Below are 19,382 nucleotides of genomic sequence, written 5' to 3' on the forward strand. Positions count from 1 at the left end.
AAATATGAGAAAAAAACGAATTTGAAGCCTGTCTAATCTTGATAAATTTTATACACTTTTTAAAGCCCAAAATAATACATCTCGAATAAATTCTGGCATGAAAAATCTTTTATGATCGGCATCACGGATTTGCGGAATTAAATGACCAAAAGTAAACAGATCCAAAGTTCCGATTATATATTTGCGTTTTAAATCTAATCCTTCTCCATTTATGAAGATATCTTCTTGATTGAAGTGCCTCTTCTTATCACGATCAACAATCATGATTCCATCGTAGACCATTCTTCCAATTACTTTCCCTCTAAAACCAAAGCCCTTCATCTTCAAATGAGTTAACTCTTTATCTTCACAACGATTTAAAGCTTCAAGTAATTCCTTGCCAGATAAATGGACAACACAAGGATTAATTGGGTGCGGGCATATCCGATGAATGTCGCCCTTATTAACATGACCTTGTGCTAATCCATCAAGCAAAATACCTGAATTCAGTATACTTACATCCGCCTTAGTCCATTGTCGAAGAGCACTTGCTAATAATTTCGGCAATGGACTATCTTTAAACCAATTCACATTCATGTTACTCGTTAGCTGTGTCACAGGTTCACTTAAAATTTCCCCACTTAACCTCATTAAATTAGCCAACACTACTTTCGTCGTTTCATCTTGATAATATTTAGGTTCTTTATGTACTTCAGTAACAGAAGCTTCAGTATTTATTATACTTTTCGACTCTTTATTTAAAGTAATTAAAACTTCGCCTAAATAGTTACCATGTTTACCCGTGCCACAAAGTAAAGTTTCCCCAGCATATTCACCATTTGGAAATAAATGATGAGTATGTGCGCCTAAAATAATATCAACTCCCGAAAATTGCTCGGCGATTCTCTGATCATCCCTCATACCTAAATGAGAAAGTATAATAACTAGATCTGATTGTTCTCTTACAATTGGGAGAATTTCATTCAACGCTTCGAATGGATCTTTTATACTCCAACCTAAAGTTTCATAAAACACAGGATAAGCTACTGTTAATCCAATTACACCAATCTTTACTCCACTTTTTTCATATATTTTATAAGGTTTACTAAAACTCTTAGTATCTACATCTGAGATTGTTAAATTACCTAGCAACACCTCAAATTTTGCATCCGCGTAAAGATTTAAAAGTTCACCTTTAGATAAAGTAATCCCTTCATTGTTCCCTATTGTAACGGCATCAAATTGAGCAGCATTTAAAAGCTCCACATTCCCCTTGCCTAATGTCGCCTCCGAAATTGGATGAAAACGATCAACGAAATCGCCAATATCAAAAGTAAGTGTCGCCTCGCCTTTTCCTTTAGCTAGTTCTCTTTTAGACTTAAGCAAACCGACAATTGTTGGCCACGTTTCAAAGTGGCTGTGAATATCATTTGTATGGAACAATCGAATATTTATTGTCTGACTTGGTTCCATTGTTCCACCATCCCTAATCTAAATATTTTCTATAATTAATTTTATTCCATATAATAACACAACTACCCTCAAAATTAGTGCAATCGTTTCAGTTTTTAATTTTTGATTAATAAATGCCCCAATCTTTCCACCAAACCATGCACCTGGTATAAGTAAAAGGATGTAATAAAAATTTACTTCTCCTAAAGTAATATATGAAATTGAACTTCCAAGAGTTGTAAACATTACAACAAACATTGACGTGGCAACGGCCAATTGAGGAGGAAAACCGAATAAAAATGCCATCATTGGGACTAATAATATCCCTCCACCAATTCCGAATAATCCTGAAATGATCCCAACACAAATCGATAATGAAATTGCGAGTGATAGACTATAACTATATGTATATGCTTCGCCCTCATCATTTGTATATGTACGTATAATCCCTTTATGTACTTCCTTCGATTTTTTATTTAATTTAGATGAAATAAATAGAAAGATTGAAATACAGATTAAAAATATTCCAAAAAATAACGTAAACCGCTCTGTATTTAAAAGCGAATTGATATATGTACCTAATAAACTACCTGGAACACTACCAATTAAAAATAAAATACCACTCTTATAATCAATTCGTTTTTGCTTATGATACGAAAGGGTGGATGAGAGCGAAGAAAACACAATTGTAATCAGTGAAGTTCCAACCGCAACATGAATCGGCACAGTCGAAAAAGCAGATAAAAAGTGATCAATATTAAGCAGCATTGGCACAATAATAATGCCCCCGCCTAATCCGATCAATGAACCGACTGTTCCTGCAGCTAGTCCTATACTGACTAAAATAAGAATTTGTAGAACGATATCCAACCTAACTTCTCTCCTTCAATATGTAAAAATATACTTTTCTCTATGTTTTAAATACTAGTTTAGCATAAAAAAACTCGGATATCTCCGAGTCACTCTGTTGGAAAAAAACTTGTCAAATGAGGAGTGATATTTCTCACTGTGAGGGAAGCCGGATGATGTTGATTTCCACTACAGGTTTCTCGCTTTCCATGGGGCGAGACCTGAGCCTCCTCGGCAATGCCTAGGCCACTGAAAAAGTAAATTTTGGTTAAAAATTACTTTTTCGGAAAAATCAATTCCCATAAAAACCTTGTTTTTTATAGCTAAAGTGGGAATGATAATCTATTTTACATCCCATTTTAGAGATGAAAGTGGGGATGGGAAATTTAGGGAATTGAACATTTTCAAAAATCATGTAGTTTTTCAGCGGCCTCGAAATGCCTGCGGGGTCTCAGCCTTCCCGCATATCCCATAGGAGTCGAGAACCCCTCCGTTCCAATCAACTTCTTCAAAATAAAAAAATATGCAATTAAGAACCCTATTTATCCCCTTTACTTAGAGAAAAAATTGAATTTCAATACACGGTTATTTTGATAATATCGATAAATCCACTACTTATAAACTAATATTTGCATTTGTTCTTAAAACAATTAGCATTTTAATATTTTATATTCTGAAAAAGAACAATTATTAAAGTTTTTCGGTATACACTAACAAGTTCTCTATTAAAACAAATAAATAACATCATCAAAAGATTACTAATTTAACATCAAAAAAACACTTAGTAACTTTTTAACTATTGACTACTTGATATTTCAAATAGAACTCTTAACTTATTTTAAAACACTCAAATTTGCAATCCATGGTCCTACGTCAGTTTTGTATCTTTTTGCCATTACCCTAGCAATTTGTGTGATATGAGTTAAATCATGCACGACCCAAGTAGACAGTAATTCTCTTAACTTAACTTGCCCAAACTCTGGATGAATCCCTTCTAACTCTAGATGTTCTTTCGAATCAACTAATAATTGTAGTTTAATTATATTTTCTGTTCTTACATTCTTGAATTCAAGTAGTCTTTCTTCGATTGATTTCTCATGTTTTTCATTTAAATGCGAAAAACGATCGAACGGAGGAAAGTGGCTGTTACCTTCTTTATATAAGATGCAATTTAACCTCGGAATCCAATTTGTTTTTTCACACTCAATTAAATGATCAATTACCTCAGATGCATCCCACGTTCCCTCACCTTCATTGCAGTTTAACCAAGATTGAGATAAACCAGATAAAAATGATTCTAATGATTTGGGTGTTCTTTCTAAAACTTCAATTGCTTCTTTTAGGTTAAAATTCATAAAAACATCCTCCAAATTATGTTTTTTACAAATCTATTTTCTTGCCAAGTAAATTTTACCATAAATTAACTAATTTAATTTATTAAATACCATTTTAATCTTTCAAACTAGAAAATTCGTAAAAATTACCATAAAGCAATGAAAATAGAAAAAGCACGGCAAGATTGCCATGCTTTTAAGCTGTAGGGTCCTAACATAAAAGTTTAAACATGTTTGTTTCTAAAATAAATACTATTCCATTTTCTCTAATTCTGCTTTTATTTTGTCTATTGTCATACCCTTATATTTTAATTTAGGTTCTGGTGCTTTCGTCATTGATGGATTTTTTAACTTGTAATTTTTTTCAATAAACGCAAAGTCGGTCAGATCAACCTTGCCATCAAAATTAATATCCGTAGCACGCTTATTCGTACCCCAATATGTTTGCATATAAATTGCATCCATAACGTCAACAACTTGGTCACCGTTCACATCCCCGGCTTCTAATTGGACTTCACCATACATATTGTTCAATTCACCACGATACTGATCACCCGCTTGTTTAAACAATGTAATTGGTCTACTATATTTAAAATGACCTGGCACATGAATAGTGAACATCATTTCTTTATTTGTGACAGGCAGCTTAATTGTTGCTTTAGGCCATAGGTATGTCCCATAAATAGATGATGTAACAGGATTAGAAACTACAGAACCATTGTATACTTTGTTATTAGAATCGGTAACATATGCAGTCGCACCTATATTTGTATAATCCCTCATGTCTACGTGGTTTCCAACAAACGTGTAATGTAATCCTTCAGCAATAGGAGAAAATGTTAATTGTGAGAACGATGGTTTCACATAAGATTCTACCGATAAACTAGGTACCGAAATTTCCGCTTTATCTGTATTTACATAAGTAGAAGTAAGATTTTGTAATTGTAAAATCCCTTCATAATACTCTTCATTCTTTACTTTTACTTTAACGTCTACCATTGGAGTTGTTTCAGTTATGCCATCTGGATTATTTATTGCTACATGTATCTTATGTTTATTCAGCTCTCCATTACTAACTAATTCTTTATGTTCTAACTGTACGTTAGATGATTTTTTCAGCAATTCCGGACGAACAGATACACTTTCTATTTCAAAATTTTTCCCTAAATAATCAAAAGTAAATGTTTGATCATTTAAATTTTTAACATTATTTGCTGTTAGTGTGTAAGTAACTGTCTCTCCCATCGTTGGGTTAACATAATCTGGCTTAGCAGCTACGTATTGAGTTCCTTTTTTTACAAAATAGGTTACTTGTGCGTTCGGATAATCAACTGCACTTGATACACCTACACCAAAGAAACGAACTGGAAGAATTGGGATCGTATCATCAATTGGCATCATCGCATTAAACGTACCATCTGGATTTAAAGGAACATTACCATTTGCAGTATTTGCTGTTTTGTCTGGTTTTAGTAAATCTCTATTATAATAAAACGCTACTTTATTTGCAGTTTGATCCTTAGCAAAGCCATATTCATTCATCGCTTTAATATTGTCTTCGTCAATTGATCCCGTAACTAGAACTGATTTTTGTCCATCTTCATATTCGTAAACACCATGAGGAAGAGAAGTGATATTAAATTTTGGCGCAGTATTATCTACAAATAAATAAGTGTCTGAATTAAATGTATTCCCTTGATCATCTGTTGCAATTGCCCTAAATTTATAGTTTCCATGTTTAATAAATTCTGTAAAATGATCAAATTGAGATGACATATATCCAGGGTCAGAAGAAAACGGCTTACTTTGATCACCTGTAAATGGTGTACTAAACCCTAGGTTTGCCGTATTATAGCTTGTATTGGGATTTAGGCCAGTTCCACTAACATACCCTGAATGTCCCAAGATTTTGTCAGTTTTTGGATCCAAATATAAGAAATCAATTCGTTTTACATGTCCTTTTAATTTAAAGTTCACAAAAAAACCGCTTACTGAAAATACACTTTGATCAAAAGTGGAGTTTGCAGCAATTGCATGCGTTCCTAAAATGTCGAATGCTTCAAATTTGTTTTCTTCATATGCTACACCAAACGGTACTTGGTACACTTCCGCTGGGTTATTCTTGTTAGTATAGATTACATAGCCTTCATAGATGCCTGTTTCGGCGGTTTTTGGAATCGATAAAAACACGGATGTTTTTTTACTACTATTCCCTTTTACTTTTATAGAATTTTCAGTTAGAACCTTAACTCCGTTTTTCTCTGCGTCTTTTGATCCTCTTAAATCTGTTTGATATTGTACTTTTACATCAAATGTTTTAGCTTTTTCCCCGTTGTTACTAATCTTTACGGAACGCGAATCTGATATGTCTTTTCCTGTTAAAACTGCTCTCCCGAAACTAAGTCCACCTGTTTCTTCATTAATTACTTTCGTTTCTCCATTTTCAATCGTATTTGTTTTATCTTTAACTGTAATTTCTATAGTTGAATGAATCGCCTCATATGGATCCACACGTCCTGCGCCTTGCTCAAAAACACTATATGGTTTGCTTAATGAATCTGCAGTATTCATTAAAATACTTTTAACGTCAGATGGCTGTAAATTAGGATTTGATTCTAGTAAAAGTGCAGATATACCAGCAACAACTGGAGATGCCATTGATGTGCCTGATAAGCGTGCATAAGCATTATCATAATTATCTCCTTTATCACCGTTTACCACATCAGATGGAACCGTAGACATCATCGTCACTCCAGGTGCAACTACTTCTGGTTTTATATCATAATTAGTTAGGCTAGGTCCTCTAGAGCTAAATGTAGCCAAATTATCACCTTGGGTTTTTAGTTCCTTCATCTCACCAAAAGTGAAACTAGTTTTACCAGCATCTACCTTCTCTTTTAATGCTAATCCGTCCACATTGCTTAATGAAAATGTTGGAATGTAATTTTGTCCTTCAGCTAAATAAGCAGGAATATGTCCCTCTGCTGCATTATCATTGAATAAAAGCACCGCAGTTGCACCATTATTTTTTGCAGCCGTAATTTTATCAACAAGTGGAATATTATTCCCACGGCTTATTAGAGCAATTTTTCCTTTTACATCTTTTCCTGTAAAATCAGCTGCTGCGCCCATTCCTGCATAAACAACTGGAAGCAATCGTCCTTTTAGGTTTTTGATATCATCTTTATACCCAAGCGCCATTGCACGTAAATCTGCTGTGACTGTGTCTATTGTCCCTTTATAGTTTGCCACAGTAAGAGGTACATCACTTGCACCAACAGTAATTGCTAATGCCGCAGCACCTGGCGTACCTAACGTATACATCCCATCACCAGAATTACCTGCAGATAAAACTGCTGTGACCCCATTTAATACAGCATTATTTACCGCTATACTTAAAACATCCATCGGATTATTTGTAGCGGAGCCCAATGACATATTAATAACGTCCATACCATCCTCAGTCGCTTTATCAAGTGCAGCGATAATTCCATTAGTTACACCCGATCCATATGGACCTAATACACGATATGCATATAAATCAGCACCCGGGGCAATACCTGTTGTTGCATATTTACTGTTATTTGCACCTCGACCGCCAATTGTTCCTGAAACGTGCGTACCGTGTTCAGTGTAATATGTATTACCACTTGAGTTTTTTTCTACCTTTCCTGATTTCTTCCAATCTTCGTATGTCGTTTCCATTGGATCATTATCATTATCTACAAAGTCGTATCCACCTTTAAAGGCTCCTTTTAAATCCGGATGGTTATAATCCATACCAGTATCTAAAATTCCAACTTTAATTCCTTTACCTGTATGACCTTCAGCATGTAACTTGTCCACTTGTAAATAAGAGCGCTCATCAGCCATTCCCAACCCCATCTGTTCTGGAGCAATATCTTTAGTCTGAACTGCCGGTTCTGCATTAATTTCTACATCACTATAAACCGCTTTAACAGTTTCGGATTTTAGTAAGTTTTCAACTTGATTTGCAGGCAGTTTCATCGAAACACCATTAAATGTTGTTTTAAACGTACGATTCACTTTGTATGTAGAGGCTTTCTTAGCTCCACTTGCTGAAAATACTTTTGCTAAATCATTTTTAAAAGAAGCATGTGAATCATTTACTAGTTGATCTGCTTCTTTTTCGTCTAAAACTTTACCTTCTGTTGCTGCTTCTAATACAGCGGCTTTTGATGTAGGTTGTTTAAATTCAACAATGATGGAGATTTCCTCTGAACTATTTTTGTCAATATTTGGTGCTAAGTGTAAGCCCGTATCGTTAATTGATTGTAAGCTTACTAGAGCTTTCTTTTGCTCAGGAGTTAAATTATTAAGTAATTTCTCTGATTGATTCAAACTTCTAGATGAATTTTCTAGTGGTGAATTGCTGATTATAACTTTTTGAGTTGTCGTAGTTGCATGGACTTTAGAAGAGGTACTCAAATATGAAGCTAGTAAACTGCTAGAAGCTAATCCTACTCCTAGAGCAACGGTTGAAACTTTTTTTAATTTCTTTTTCATCCTTTCAATCCACTCCTCGATAATAAAAATAATGATGAGGAAAATTGAATGGCTCAATTTGAAATTGCCGGTTACTAATTACTTCTTTTGAAGCTTAGCTATTTCTAATTGAAATTACTTCCATTCAATTTTTCATACAATTCGAATTATATAGATAATTATTATGTCTCTCAATCGTATGAAGGCGTGTTATTTTAAGGTCAATATTCTCATAAAATGCTAACAATTCGAGGACTTTTAACAGAACTCGACATGATTCTTTCAATTATTAACACGACTAAAAGAACCACTGAAAACAAAACAAATGCATCCAATGGTTCTTTTCCTATTACTTCATTTAAGATAAAATTTATCCTCAAAAAAACCCTGCTACCAATTGGCAACAGGGTTTATCTTTATTCAATGGATTAACCAATTGAACCTTCCATCTCGACTATTACTATGCGAATAGCAATGACGAAACCGCATTAAATCAAGGTTTTCGCAAGTATATAGATGGTTAAATAGTTGAACGAAAAAGAAAAACGGTATCACCGATGGTATCATGAGACTCCTAAAGTACAGGAGTCTCTTTTTTTAACCTTTCTACAGGAGGTAATGCCATATTTGCAACAAACGGAACTGTATTCTCTCCACCAGTTCTTAAAATATTAATTGCATGAAATCTTTTTAACTTCATACATTCCTCTAAATTAAATGGAGCAACTTCTTCTAAAAATGCTTTCCAAGTCTCTTTTGATGTCGGGTAAAGATGATAATGTGGCAAAGCGTTTTTAATTGCTAACCTAGCATCTTTATGAATCTGTTCCCAATAGTGGAATAACCATGTAAAACTAACTCGCCATTTTCTACTCTCTACCGCCATGCTTTTCCACAAAGTAGCACTTCTATTAAATTGGTGCGGCTCATCGATTATTACAAAGAATGGTAATTGATCTTCTTTTTTTCTCATCTGCATGGCTAAATTAATCTTAGTCATTAGTAAATTACCAATAATATTAATTTGTTTAGGTGTTAATCCATCCATTTTACTTACATCAATAACAAAAGCTTTTTTCTGACAGAGAATTTTTACAAAATCTAATTCATTTTCACCTTGGAAGCATTCGTTTAGAAACGGATCGCCCATAATCATATCTAATCGATTGTAAATTGGTCTTACTATTTTCATTCTCATGCCATCTTTTTCATTTTCATATTGTTCTAAAGTGATTTTATGAAGTCCTTCTGGCATTCTTTTAATTGCATCTTTCAAATACTTTTTGTCTTCCATAATCTTAAATAGCTCACTCATCTTAGTGGTTCTCATAGCAATGACAAAAGCTCTTAAATACCTTTCAGTTTGGACTGTATCCTCTAGAGTGTCTTCAAAGAATGATAACACTGTATCTTGGATAATCGTTTTACTATCCTCGCTGTACTTAGCTTCGCACCAATCAAATGAAGGTTTTAACTCTTTGATATTAATAATTTCGTATTCCTCTGGTTTAAGAACTTTTGTAATTTGCTCTGTTACTTCTTTTTTAGCAGGATCTATTATTAATGCACCAAATCCATTTCGTACAGCTTCAACTAATTTATTAGCTCCATACCCATTTGTTTTCCCTTGCCCCATTCCGCCAATAGCGCAATAAGGTAAACATAATTCATCATGATTTTTAACGGGCATATAAATATTAGTTTCTGTTCCTTTATAAGTGTTTGAACCTAATAACATTCCGCCTTTAGTAACTGCTGCAGGAATAACTGTTTCTGACATAGTAATCCTCTCCAATCCATATTTTTCTTGTAGTGTTGAGCCAGGAAGATACATCAATCTCGAAACTTCTAAACTACTCATATAGTTTGATTGCAGTAATCCTATTTTTCTTTTTTTCATTGATTCAAAGTATTTAATATTTCTTTTACTTGGAAGTAATTTGTTATCCCCATCAAACACATTAAAGGCCGTTTCTATCGCTCTCATTAGGATAGCATTACGCTTCTCCTCACACTCAATACAAATGTTTATCCTAACGTTATATCCTCCGTATTTGGCTTTCTGTTGCGTTTCTGCGCGTAACATTCCATCTGTTAATATACTTGCTCTATCAGAAGCGAAAATATCGTGCTTATCTGGTGTGAACCCCATTAGTTCGACCATGGTATTATGAGCACCTAATATAACTCCAGCTACACCTTTAGCTGTTAAGTTTGCCACTTCCTTCTTATTAAAATGAAACTTATGAGGAAGCTCCCCTTTTTTAAAACCCTCATACCCTTCTTTTACTCCGACACCCCAATCCAAATGAAGTGGAACACATAGGATTTGAACTAAGCATTTTTCATTCTTTTTCATTAAACTGAGTGTTTCTAATAAGTAAACTAGCCAATCGGTTCTTCTATCTACTTTTACAGAAAGAAAATAATGACTCTTATAATCCATGCTTTTCATCGCAATTGGTTTAATTTTATTAAGTGGATCATCTACTGCTTTTACTGTGATGTTTGGAAAGGAGGAAAGCAGAGACTTTTCAGCAAGTTCTGCCATCCCATTATTTGTAGTGAGATTGAATGATGTTTTATTTTTCTCCATGTAGATTTCGTATGAGAAGAAATTTTGCTCTTTATCTTTATAACGTTGATAGGGTGTTTTGTATTGGTTTAAAGATTGAGTGAGATGGTCCACTTTATCATTTGTTAATTTACTATCTGGGATGAGCTGAAAGTGTTTCATACTTAAGCCCCCTTAATCGCTTTTCCTACTTCCATAACAATCGACATAAGACCCGGAGCGAATTGTAATCCAATAAATCCTACTACAGCCCATTTAATCATGTTTAATCCTTTATGTTTTTGACCTATCATAATCAAAACGCAACCAGCAGAGATGGTAAAGAAACATGCAGGATAAGCAAAACCTGAAATAGCTTGAAATAATGGGTCAAACGCATGGGCTACTCTGTCTCCTATCCCAGCACTAGCAGATATAACATCTTTAATAACAATATTGTTAGATGCAGCAGATACTAATTTACTTGAAAACGCTAATGATGAAGCAATTATAGGAGCAACAATCATTGGGATTGCACTCTTTTTTTCTTTAGGTAACTTCCAAGATCCATCCATAAAATCACTAAATTTAATCACTTCTGTTTTCATCGTAAGCCCTCCTAAATTATCGAAAGTATGATATATGATAACGAACCTACGCCAATGCACTTAATAGCTGTTTTAGGCATTCCGAAACAAATTAAGATAAAACCTATACCCATAATTATAAAACTGAATTTCATGCCTAATAAAACATATGGAGCTGCTTTAACGACTGCATAACCAGTGGCACCATTTGAAACATGGTGTAAAATGTGATCACCTAAAAAGTGGCCAGTTTTATCTGCTAACCAAAATATTCCGTCATGTATTCCTTTTTGAAGCTTACTAATAATTTCCATGTGTTTTCTTCTCCCTTCGGTAAATACTAAAGTAAAGGAGTGATACTTATGCCAGCATTAGTTAAGTTAGGTTGGGGAATGGTTATTGGTGGATCTGCTGTTGCGGTTTTAAAAGCTATTGGGGATTTTTTAGGATATTAGAAGTCGTTTAATAATTTATCTAAATCGTTCAATGTTTCAGTATCTGATTTTTCAACTACATCTAATTCAATTTCAACTTCTTCATGTGGGATATTTACTAATCCCACTTTTTTGTTTGGAATTTCTTCCTGGAATAAGTAAGCTCTTAAAGCATTTCTTATTAATTCACTCATTTCATTTTGTGGATCTGCTAAATATTTTTCAATTGCCTTTCTTAAATCTTCATCTTTCTTTTTTCTTAATCTAAGGATGATTCTTTCCATACTCTTCTTCCAATCTTTCCATACCCTCTCACATTGCCAAATTGAGGATTAGGAAGAGTAATTGTATTCGGCAATAAAACGTTTAAAAAATTAGCAGCGCCACCAGTTAAAATAATCTTTTGGAAATTCATATTTAAACTTTCAATTTCTTCATTAATTTGAGTCGACAAAATATCAAATGCCTTTCTTATTAGTGGTCCAATATCTTTTCCTTCATACACTCCAGATAGTACGATTTTGTCTAGTTCATACAGTTGTGGACTTTGTTTGAAACTGTTTCTAATTAATTTTTGTAAATATCGATACGCAACTGAAACACCCAATTCATTTGAACTATAACTCTTTTTATCTATTTCCATTGCATTTAGAATCAACATATCTAAAGTGTAAAAGCCAATATCTACAATCAGTATTCTTTGCTTTGCTTCCGGAACTGCAATGTTTCCTTTATCATCTAACAAATAATCCATTGCACTTCCTAAAGGTTGTGGAACAATTTTAAATTGATGAATAAAAGGTTTAGCTACTATTGACTGATCAAATAAATTAATTTCATACGTTGAAGCTTCATTTAATTTTAATAAGAAGTTACTAAAATGCTCTTTTTGTTGAAAGTAGAAATCAACAGGTAGACCAGTAACTAATAATGAGTCTGAATGAGGATTTAAAACACCTAATGCTGCTTTAGCTAAAATTTCAGTTGTTACTGCTTCAGCTTTATTTTCACGTTTTGAAAAATAACACACATCACTTTGACGAACTGCTAAATCTCCAATGAAGTATTTATTATCATAAATTAAATCACCTTCTTTAAATTGCCCCTCAAATAGTTCCTTTCCCTCACCTATTACAGATTGAAACTTGATAGATTGTTTTTCACACGCTCCTTTTGTATAGCCGTACCCTAAATCTAGCTTTACAAGTTTCATTTTCTTCCTCCTCTCGGTTGTTTAATAAAGTGTATGACAAATGTCTGACACTTTTGCCTGTACCAAGAAAAATTTTTACTAACAGGAAATATTTATACTTTGTGGAAATGTTTTATAGAGGTGATTTATTTGAAAAACAACCTAAAAGTTATATTTGCAGAACGGAATATTTACGCAACAAAATTAGCAGAATTCCTAGATGTTAGCGATGCTTCAATTAGTAAAATTGTAAAAGGTAAACAAAAGGTAGATATTGAAACAGCTCTTAAAATAGCAAAATTTTTTGATCTAAAAGTAGAAGACATTTGGAGTCTAGACGAATAAAAGGACCTACCATTAAGATAGGCCCTCTTTTCTTTTATTGGACATGCCTTGAAACATCTCCGTATGTTTCACAGTATGCCTAAAAAGGTGGAAAATTGCCAGTACACTTGAGGGAAAGTAGAATATATTTTTGTGTAGATACACTCTTTTTCATTTAAAGGAAAGATTGTACTTAAATAGAATATACATATTTTATTAAGAAATATTTTGAAATGGGGTTTTTATATGGGTTGGAGATGGCTTACTCTAGTTTGTGAGTGTATTTTAGCGATTCCTTTAATCGGAGGCTTAGTAGTAATAAGTAGCCACTATTCAGCATTACTAATTATGTTAGTACTTCACATAATTGCAATTGTGGCTTCTGGTAATAGAGGGTTAAAACTTATTGGAAGTAAGTTTGGAATTATAACGTGCCTATTAGGATGGATTCCTTTTTTAGGGATGATTTTACACATGTTAACTGCTATTATACTTCTAGTGACGAATTTGCAAGATAATAACAAGATAGATGATAGAGAAGAAAATATACAACTAGGTGATTAAATGTTCCCACTAAAGAACTACTACGAATCAATCATCAAACAAGAAATAGTTGGCATGGAAAAAGAAGCTGCACTAAAACGGCTTGGGAATCTTCTCGCTTGCCCAGTGATCAGTAAGGATTCTAAGGATTCGGTTCATATAAGGTGCTTTTCTTGTCAGCTGGAAGGTGCTGAAATGGTGCCTAATATGGATAGATGGATTGGAACGATCGCATTGAGAATTGAAAATGGAGTTGTGAGGGAATCAGCTTTAAGTGTTCCTGGGGATAAAAACTAATCAATAAATTTTCAAATTTAGAACAGTGATTAGGTAGAAAATCTAATCTATTTGCTTTTAATTTCATATATTGTATTGAGCGGATCTTCTTTGCCAATATCACCTAAATTATTTCCCAAAAAAAAGAGAACCTTTAGATCGAGGTTTTCTTTTTTATTTTAATCATCAAGTTTGTCTTTCAGTAGTATATCTGCCGAGCAAAATAAAAACAATATGTGTTATGAAAAGACAAAAGGAAATAGAAACGATGGAAGGCTTTTCTAAATGGAATTACTTTGTATCATTATTGTAAGCATATTATCCTTTGTATTTTGGGATTTATCTTTTTACATAAGCAAAACAAATAATATTAAATGACAGTTTAATTGCATAAGAAAAAGGTTAAAATATAACCATTTAAAAAACTGAACGGCGGGATTACATGCTCATATATATTTTATGGGGATTTATTTTACCTTGGCTTCTTGGGTTACTTTTAGTAATAAAAGTTCCAAAAATAATGATCATTTTTATACCTATCTGTGTAGCTATAGCTTTCATCATAAATACCTGGGGGTTTAATTATTATTGGAGCTTAAAAATTAAAAATAATGAGTTATCCTTATCAGCATTTCCTTTCAATCTTGGACTTTATCCAATTTTAGGCTGTTTATATATAATTTCTATTTATTTTAAGAAGTTAAATATTATTATTGCCATTGTTTTCTTTACATTGATAACTACATTAATTGAGTTCTGGGCTTTATGTAAAGGACAGGTGATTTATAGAAATGGGTGGACTATATATTACACAGCAATAAGTTATTTTTTTGCATATATAATTGTCTTAAGTTATTACAAATTAATACTTCATTTTGGATTATTAGATAAGCAACAATAAAATTCTTGTAAAACTAACGAACTCTAATTAAGGAAGGTGCAATATGTGTTCCAGAAAAATAATACAAGCATATAATAAATTAACTCCTACTATTACAAAAGACATGCACCATATCACTTTGGTGATGTCTTTTTTATTTGTGTCTAATTGTCTGTTAATCGTGTTCATGGGGATATAAAATAACCCTGTATCCAAACAGAAACAGGGCTTTATCCTTTATACATTTTATGATTTAAATCAATGTACATCACATAAAAAATTTTATTTACTATTTTACCAATAATCCTTGTAGGTAACGGATTATTATTCGGATATAATCTAAAAACAGCAAACTTATCGTTAGACTTTTTTCTGAATTCAGCCTTATCAAATATCTTATTATAAGATACATCCCTAATAAAACTACTAGAATCAATAAATTCAAAAGCAATATTTTTAGGGCGATTTGCTATTACAACATACTCTTCTGTAGATAATTCAAAAATTCTATCCATCAGTTTTACTTTATGGTGATCCTCAAATGAAGTATTAGAAAAAGAAAACTCATTGTTACTTGTTACAAAAGATAGATTAAATTTAATATGAGTAGGCTTAAAGCTTTCTAACTCATCTTTAATACTAATCCCTTTACCTTTTTTAGGTTTTAATTTTAATTCTTTTATACGTTTACTCATTTCCTTCTAACACTTCAGCTTCAAAGAATTCTCTTATTAAATCTTTATCAATTACATCATTTAGTTGTGTTTCTAACCATGGTCTTTCATCATGTGTCATATTTCTCAAATGCCATGCTGAATATTTACCGTAATGTTCATACACAACTTCTAAAACATTTCTTGTAACTTCTTTAGATTGAACGTGTTTAAAAATATTTAAGTCGTCCTCTGTTGGTTTAAAAAGTATCTCTCTGTTACCTTTATATTCTTCATATACTCTTGGAGCAACAGGACCATGTTCCCAAGCGAATAATTCATCTGAAAAAAGCTCTTCACTTGTATAAGCTAAATGTATACCTTGTGCGTAATACATAAGTTTTTGTAATTTTAAATGGGTCAGGTTTTCACTGCCAAATTCGTTTATTGCTGCATTATTGCGAACCAAAAACCATTTAGCTACTTCTAACGCTGAATATACCATTTCCATCCCTCCCCTGTAATTAAATAATGGAGAATTCGGTACATAAAGTCAATATATTTTTCGGAATTTTGTAATGTGTTTGTAATAATTACTTCACTGTACCGTTTACCTTAATAAGACTAAGAAGGAATTCTTAATAAAAAACAGAATAACTTCGAATAGGTAAATCTAATAGGATGATCCAAATTATGAATATTGCTGTTTATTTTAGTGCTTCAGCAGTAGACGAGCTATATGTATAGGAGGAAGTTGATTATGCCAGTTATGCCTGCAATTTGCGACACTTGTGGAACTATATTTTCTTCAGGTGTTTATGTAGAAAATTCAATGAACGCATCTTTTTTAGGAAACACTGTTGGTCCTTGCCCAAGTTGTGGTCGTACAGGACACATACCAGACGGTATTTTTAATTTTATTGGCAATGCAATTGAAATATTAAAAGCACCACAAAGAACATACGAAGAATTAATAATATTTGCATCAATTTTGCGTGATGCTCAACAAAATAATTCAACACCAGAGGAAGTAAAAGAGAAAATTGATAATGAAACACCCCAATTTTCATCTTTGTTTGAACTTACAAAAAACCAAACTTTTACTACTTGGCTTGCAGTTATTCTAACTATAATACAAATGATCATGCCAAATGATGAACAAAAGGCATCAGTTTATAATCAAAAGATTGAAGTTAATCAAGTTATTAATAACATTTACGAGACAAATTCCAATGTTGAAGTAAATAGAAAACAAGGAGAAAGAATTAATGTAAAGGTTCCTGTTAAATCTAATAAAGTAACTAGAAACGAACCGTGTCCATGTGGAAGTGGAGTAAAGTACAAACGATGTCACGGTCAATAATTTTACATACAAAATAACCCTGCTACCAAAAGGTAACAGGGTTTTCCTATATTAAGCTTTTTATTACATTAACCGTTCCTTTTGTTACTGTTGATACATTTCCTAATGAATCAGTTAGTTCTATTTCATGCTCATATAATCCGGTTAATGTAAGTGTATCTGCTGGATCCAATTTTATATGAATATCTGAGCCACTTAATGTTATCCCATTTGTCGTATTTTTAGTAATACTGGAATCGTTATTCATCAATATCCATTTCACTGTTGCTCCAGATAAAGGCAGCGCAACTCCGTTCTCATCCACTACTGAAACAACGATTTCCTTTGAATCACCTGCATACATACTGAAGTTTTGCTTTAAGGAAGTCAATGTATCACCCCGTTTAACTTTACCATTTGAACTCTTTCAGCTTTTAAGTTAATGATTAGTTTTCTTTTTCCTTCTAGTTGTACGATTAACTGTCTTGAGCCATCTAAATATACATAAGATGAAATAACGTTATTTGGATTAAACCCCTCACCATTTATCAACATATTAGACAATGCGGATAGACTGGTCGATCCATTGGCTAATAATGAAGGATTAACACTTATACTTGCATCCGCAGATAAATTTAAACCACTTCCTAAGATTACACTTGGTACCACATTCATTCCGGATGTAGCAGAGAGAACTAGATAAATATCCAAACCTATGATATCTGGTGTAACTGTTAGTTGGGTATCTGCTATTAATCCAATACCTCCACCAACTAGTAGCGATGGATTGACCGACATATCAGAAGCAGCAGATAAAATCGCTCCAGCATCTATCAGTATTGAAGGTACAACTGATAAATTACTGTCTGAGGAGAAAGATATTGTAGCATCGACTACTCCTCCAACTGCTATCGTTAGGGTAGTGTCTCCAGATAAAGTGATTTTTCCATCCAATATAACGCTTGGAATTGCAGTTAAAGAGCTGTCTGAGCTCATATTAATCGAACTCTCTGTAATAACACTTGAATTTAACATTAGAGAACTGACTGCAGACATAGATAAACCAGTACTTTGAATTATTCCTCCAGGCAGAGTAATACTGGAATCTCCGGAAAAATTAATCGCTCCAGATAAAGTAGTACTTGGGATAGGAGAAAAACTACTATTTGCCGATAAGGATAATGTCACATCTTGAATTGTACCGCCTCCACCTGCTGGACTATCTATTTGTAGATTATCAAATGCGGTATTTCCCACTCCTGAACCAATACCATGAGAGGTTACAGTTTGATTAACGGCACTTGTTACGGTTAGAACTTTTGTACCGTTCATATACACATCTATGGTAGAGCCAGTCAAAACTACTTTAGCCAAGGCTCCAGAAGATATTCCCGCATAACTGGCGCTACCCATTGATATGAAGTTAGTGTTTGGAATAACGTTAAATACAGATACTCCGCCAGCATCAAATTCAGCGTAGAAATAGGCTGATGTATTTCTTCTAAATACGATTTGAGCAGCGCCTGTCGATATTAAGGTTGCTTGGATAGTAACGTCGGCTTGTCCTACGTCAACAACTGCAAAAGAATCGCCGTTTGTAATTACCCCTTGACCACTAGCGTTTATTGTAGCTGAAGAAACTCCATTAGAGAAGTCCGATAAGACATAAGGGTTTCCTGTACCGTTTACGTCTGCGGTATGAGCGCTTAAACTTTTTCCGTTGGTATCTGTGAACGTGTCCTTAAATAAAGTATTTGTTATTTGGTACTCTGCAGCATCGTATAAAATATCATATCCGTTTGAGGCGGTGTTTTTTGGCGTAAACCTTATCGTCCTATTACTAACGTTATTAGTAAAATTGGCCGCTGACGAATCATTCAAACCATTAGTTATAAAATTATTATTAGGCGTGTCGTTCGGCAATGTCCCAATATCTAATTGAACAACTCCTGTTTTAAAAAGAGTTACCTCCCAATCATACGGATAATTGCCGTCGGTGAAAGTGCCGCCCTCCCACCTAATGCGGGTATAATCCGTTGTTGAAACATATCCAACCCATATGTCGGCTCGGTCACTAGCTTGTACATATAAACCTTTTTGAGATGTAAAACCAAACCCATCAAACGCAATCGACGAACTACCAAACGTTAAATATGAATTTGATCCAACGTATGCGGTATTGTAATCGGTCCCGTAAAAAGGAAAATTAAAAAGAAACGTTGGTACTTGTATAAAATCATCGTCCGCCAAACCGTTAAATATATTAGTTAGGCCCGTCCGTCCTTTAATAGCCATTTAATCACCTACAAACCATTTTAAGACGTCAGAAAAAGGTATTCCGTTTAATGTGCAAAAACTTTCTAAATCTACAATCTCAACTAAGGGTACAGGGTCAACCGTACCCACTAGATACTGGTTATTGTTTAAAGGGGAACATACAAAAGATATGTCCCCCTCCAACCCTGGTCTAAACGGAT

The 19,382-nt window shown here is 33.5% G+C and carries 18 protein-coding genes; 5 read left to right on the forward strand and 13 right to left on the reverse strand.

What is annotated here, in order from left to right; all coding sequences use genetic code 11:
• Nucleotides 1-48 precede the first annotated feature (48 nt).
• The 9 genes from CN692_RS13190 to CN692_RS13230 all read right to left on the reverse strand — a co-directional run bounded on the left by CN692_RS13190 (nt 49) and on the right by CN692_RS13230 (nt 12,908).
• Nucleotides 49-1,452, reverse strand: a complete 1,404-nt coding sequence (locus CN692_RS13190; RefSeq protein ID WP_098119626.1) for a bifunctional metallophosphatase/5'-nucleotidase — start codon at nt 1,450-1,452, stop codon at nt 49-51.
• Between the two features lie 18 nt (nt 1,453-1,470).
• Nucleotides 1,471-2,301, reverse strand: a complete 831-nt coding sequence (locus CN692_RS13195) for a sulfite exporter TauE/SafE family protein (protein WP_257144028.1) — start codon at nt 2,299-2,301, stop codon at nt 1,471-1,473.
• A gap of 812 nt (nt 2,302-3,113) precedes the next feature.
• Nucleotides 3,114-3,635, reverse strand: a complete 522-nt coding sequence (locus CN692_RS13200; protein ID WP_098119627.1) for a DinB family protein — start codon at nt 3,633-3,635, stop codon at nt 3,114-3,116.
• 231 nt (nt 3,636-3,866) lie between these two features.
• Nucleotides 3,867-8,141, reverse strand: coding sequence for a S8 family serine peptidase (locus CN692_RS13205; protein WP_098119628.1), 4,275 nt, complete (start codon nt 8,139-8,141; stop codon nt 3,867-3,869).
• A gap of 553 nt (nt 8,142-8,694) precedes the next feature.
• Nucleotides 8,695-10,857 (reverse strand): hypothetical protein, encoded by a 2,163-nt coding sequence (locus CN692_RS13210; RefSeq protein WP_098119629.1) that lies wholly within the window; start codon nt 10,855-10,857, stop codon nt 8,695-8,697.
• 2 nt (nt 10,858-10,859) lie between these two features.
• Nucleotides 10,860-11,282: a hypothetical protein gene (locus CN692_RS13215; protein WP_098119630.1), complete on the reverse strand. Its 423-nt coding sequence runs from the start codon at nt 11,280-11,282 to the stop codon at nt 10,860-10,862.
• An 11-nt stretch (nt 11,283-11,293) separates the two neighbouring features.
• Entirely contained in the window at nt 11,294-11,575 is a 282-nt protein-coding gene (locus tag CN692_RS13220; protein ID WP_098119631.1) for a hypothetical protein, read from the reverse strand.
• A gap of 137 nt (nt 11,576-11,712) precedes the next feature.
• Nucleotides 11,713-11,979 (reverse strand): hypothetical protein, encoded by a 267-nt coding sequence (locus CN692_RS13225; RefSeq protein WP_098119632.1) that lies wholly within the window; start codon nt 11,977-11,979, stop codon nt 11,713-11,715.
• A complete protein-coding gene (locus tag CN692_RS13230; RefSeq protein WP_098119633.1) occupies nt 11,955-12,908 on the reverse strand; it encodes a ParM/StbA family protein in 954 nt (317 codons plus the stop codon). The genes CN692_RS13225 and CN692_RS13230 overlap by 25 nt, the downstream gene beginning before the upstream one ends.
• A 129-nt stretch (nt 12,909-13,037) precedes the next feature.
• Here CN692_RS13230 and CN692_RS13235 point away from each other — a divergent pair, with 129 nt between their 5' ends.
• The 4 genes from CN692_RS13235 to CN692_RS13250 all read left to right on the forward strand — a co-directional run bounded on the left by CN692_RS13235 (nt 13,038) and on the right by CN692_RS13250 (nt 14,931).
• A complete protein-coding gene (locus CN692_RS13235) occupies nt 13,038-13,232 on the forward strand; it encodes a helix-turn-helix transcriptional regulator (RefSeq protein WP_098119634.1) in 195 nt (64 codons plus the stop codon).
• A gap of 225 nt (nt 13,233-13,457) precedes the next feature.
• Entirely contained in the window at nt 13,458-13,775 is a 318-nt protein-coding gene (locus tag CN692_RS13240; RefSeq protein ID WP_098119635.1) for a hypothetical protein, read from the forward strand.
• A complete protein-coding gene (locus CN692_RS13245) occupies nt 13,776-14,051 on the forward strand; it encodes a hypothetical protein (protein WP_098119636.1) in 276 nt (91 codons plus the stop codon). It abuts the gene before it with no gap.
• A gap of 421 nt (nt 14,052-14,472) precedes the next feature.
• Nucleotides 14,473-14,931, forward strand: a complete 459-nt coding sequence (locus CN692_RS13250) for a hypothetical protein (protein ID WP_098119637.1) — start codon at nt 14,473-14,475, stop codon at nt 14,929-14,931.
• A 209-nt stretch (nt 14,932-15,140) separates the two neighbouring features.
• Here CN692_RS13250 and CN692_RS13255 read toward each other — a convergent pair whose 3' ends face one another.
• Both CN692_RS13255 and CN692_RS13260 read right to left on the reverse strand, forming a co-directional pair.
• Nucleotides 15,141-15,605, reverse strand: coding sequence for a hypothetical protein (locus CN692_RS13255; RefSeq protein ID WP_098119638.1), 465 nt, complete (start codon nt 15,603-15,605; stop codon nt 15,141-15,143).
• Nucleotides 15,598-16,068 carry a Panacea domain-containing protein gene (locus CN692_RS13260; RefSeq protein WP_179874437.1) on the reverse strand — a complete coding sequence of 157 codons (471 nt, stop codon included), beginning with the start codon at nt 16,066-16,068 and terminating at the stop codon, nt 15,598-15,600. The genes CN692_RS13255 and CN692_RS13260 overlap by 8 nt, the downstream gene beginning before the upstream one ends.
• A 255-nt stretch (nt 16,069-16,323) precedes the next feature.
• Here CN692_RS13260 and CN692_RS13265 point away from each other — a divergent pair, with 255 nt between their 5' ends.
• Nucleotides 16,324-16,926 (forward strand): SEC-C metal-binding domain-containing protein, encoded by a 603-nt coding sequence (locus tag CN692_RS13265; RefSeq protein ID WP_257144029.1) that lies wholly within the window; start codon nt 16,324-16,326, stop codon nt 16,924-16,926.
• A 46-nt stretch (nt 16,927-16,972) separates the two neighbouring features.
• On the opposite strand, the gene CN692_RS13270 is transcribed toward CN692_RS13265, so the two are convergent.
• Nucleotides 16,973-17,296 (reverse strand): hypothetical protein, encoded by a 324-nt coding sequence (locus CN692_RS13270; RefSeq protein ID WP_098119641.1) that lies wholly within the window; start codon nt 17,294-17,296, stop codon nt 16,973-16,975.
• The gene (locus tag CN692_RS13275) at nt 17,293-19,200 is read right to left on the reverse strand and encodes a hypothetical protein (protein WP_098119642.1); all 1,908 of its coding nucleotides are present in this window, start codon (nt 19,198-19,200) and stop codon (nt 17,293-17,295) included. Before CN692_RS13275 ends, CN692_RS13270 begins: the two co-directional genes overlap by 4 nt.
• Nucleotides 19,201-19,382 lie beyond the last annotated feature (182 nt).

The organism is Bacillus sp. AFS002410 (genome assembly GCF_002556365.1).
Lineage (GTDB): Bacteria > Bacillota > Bacilli > Bacillales > Bacillaceae_G > Gottfriedia.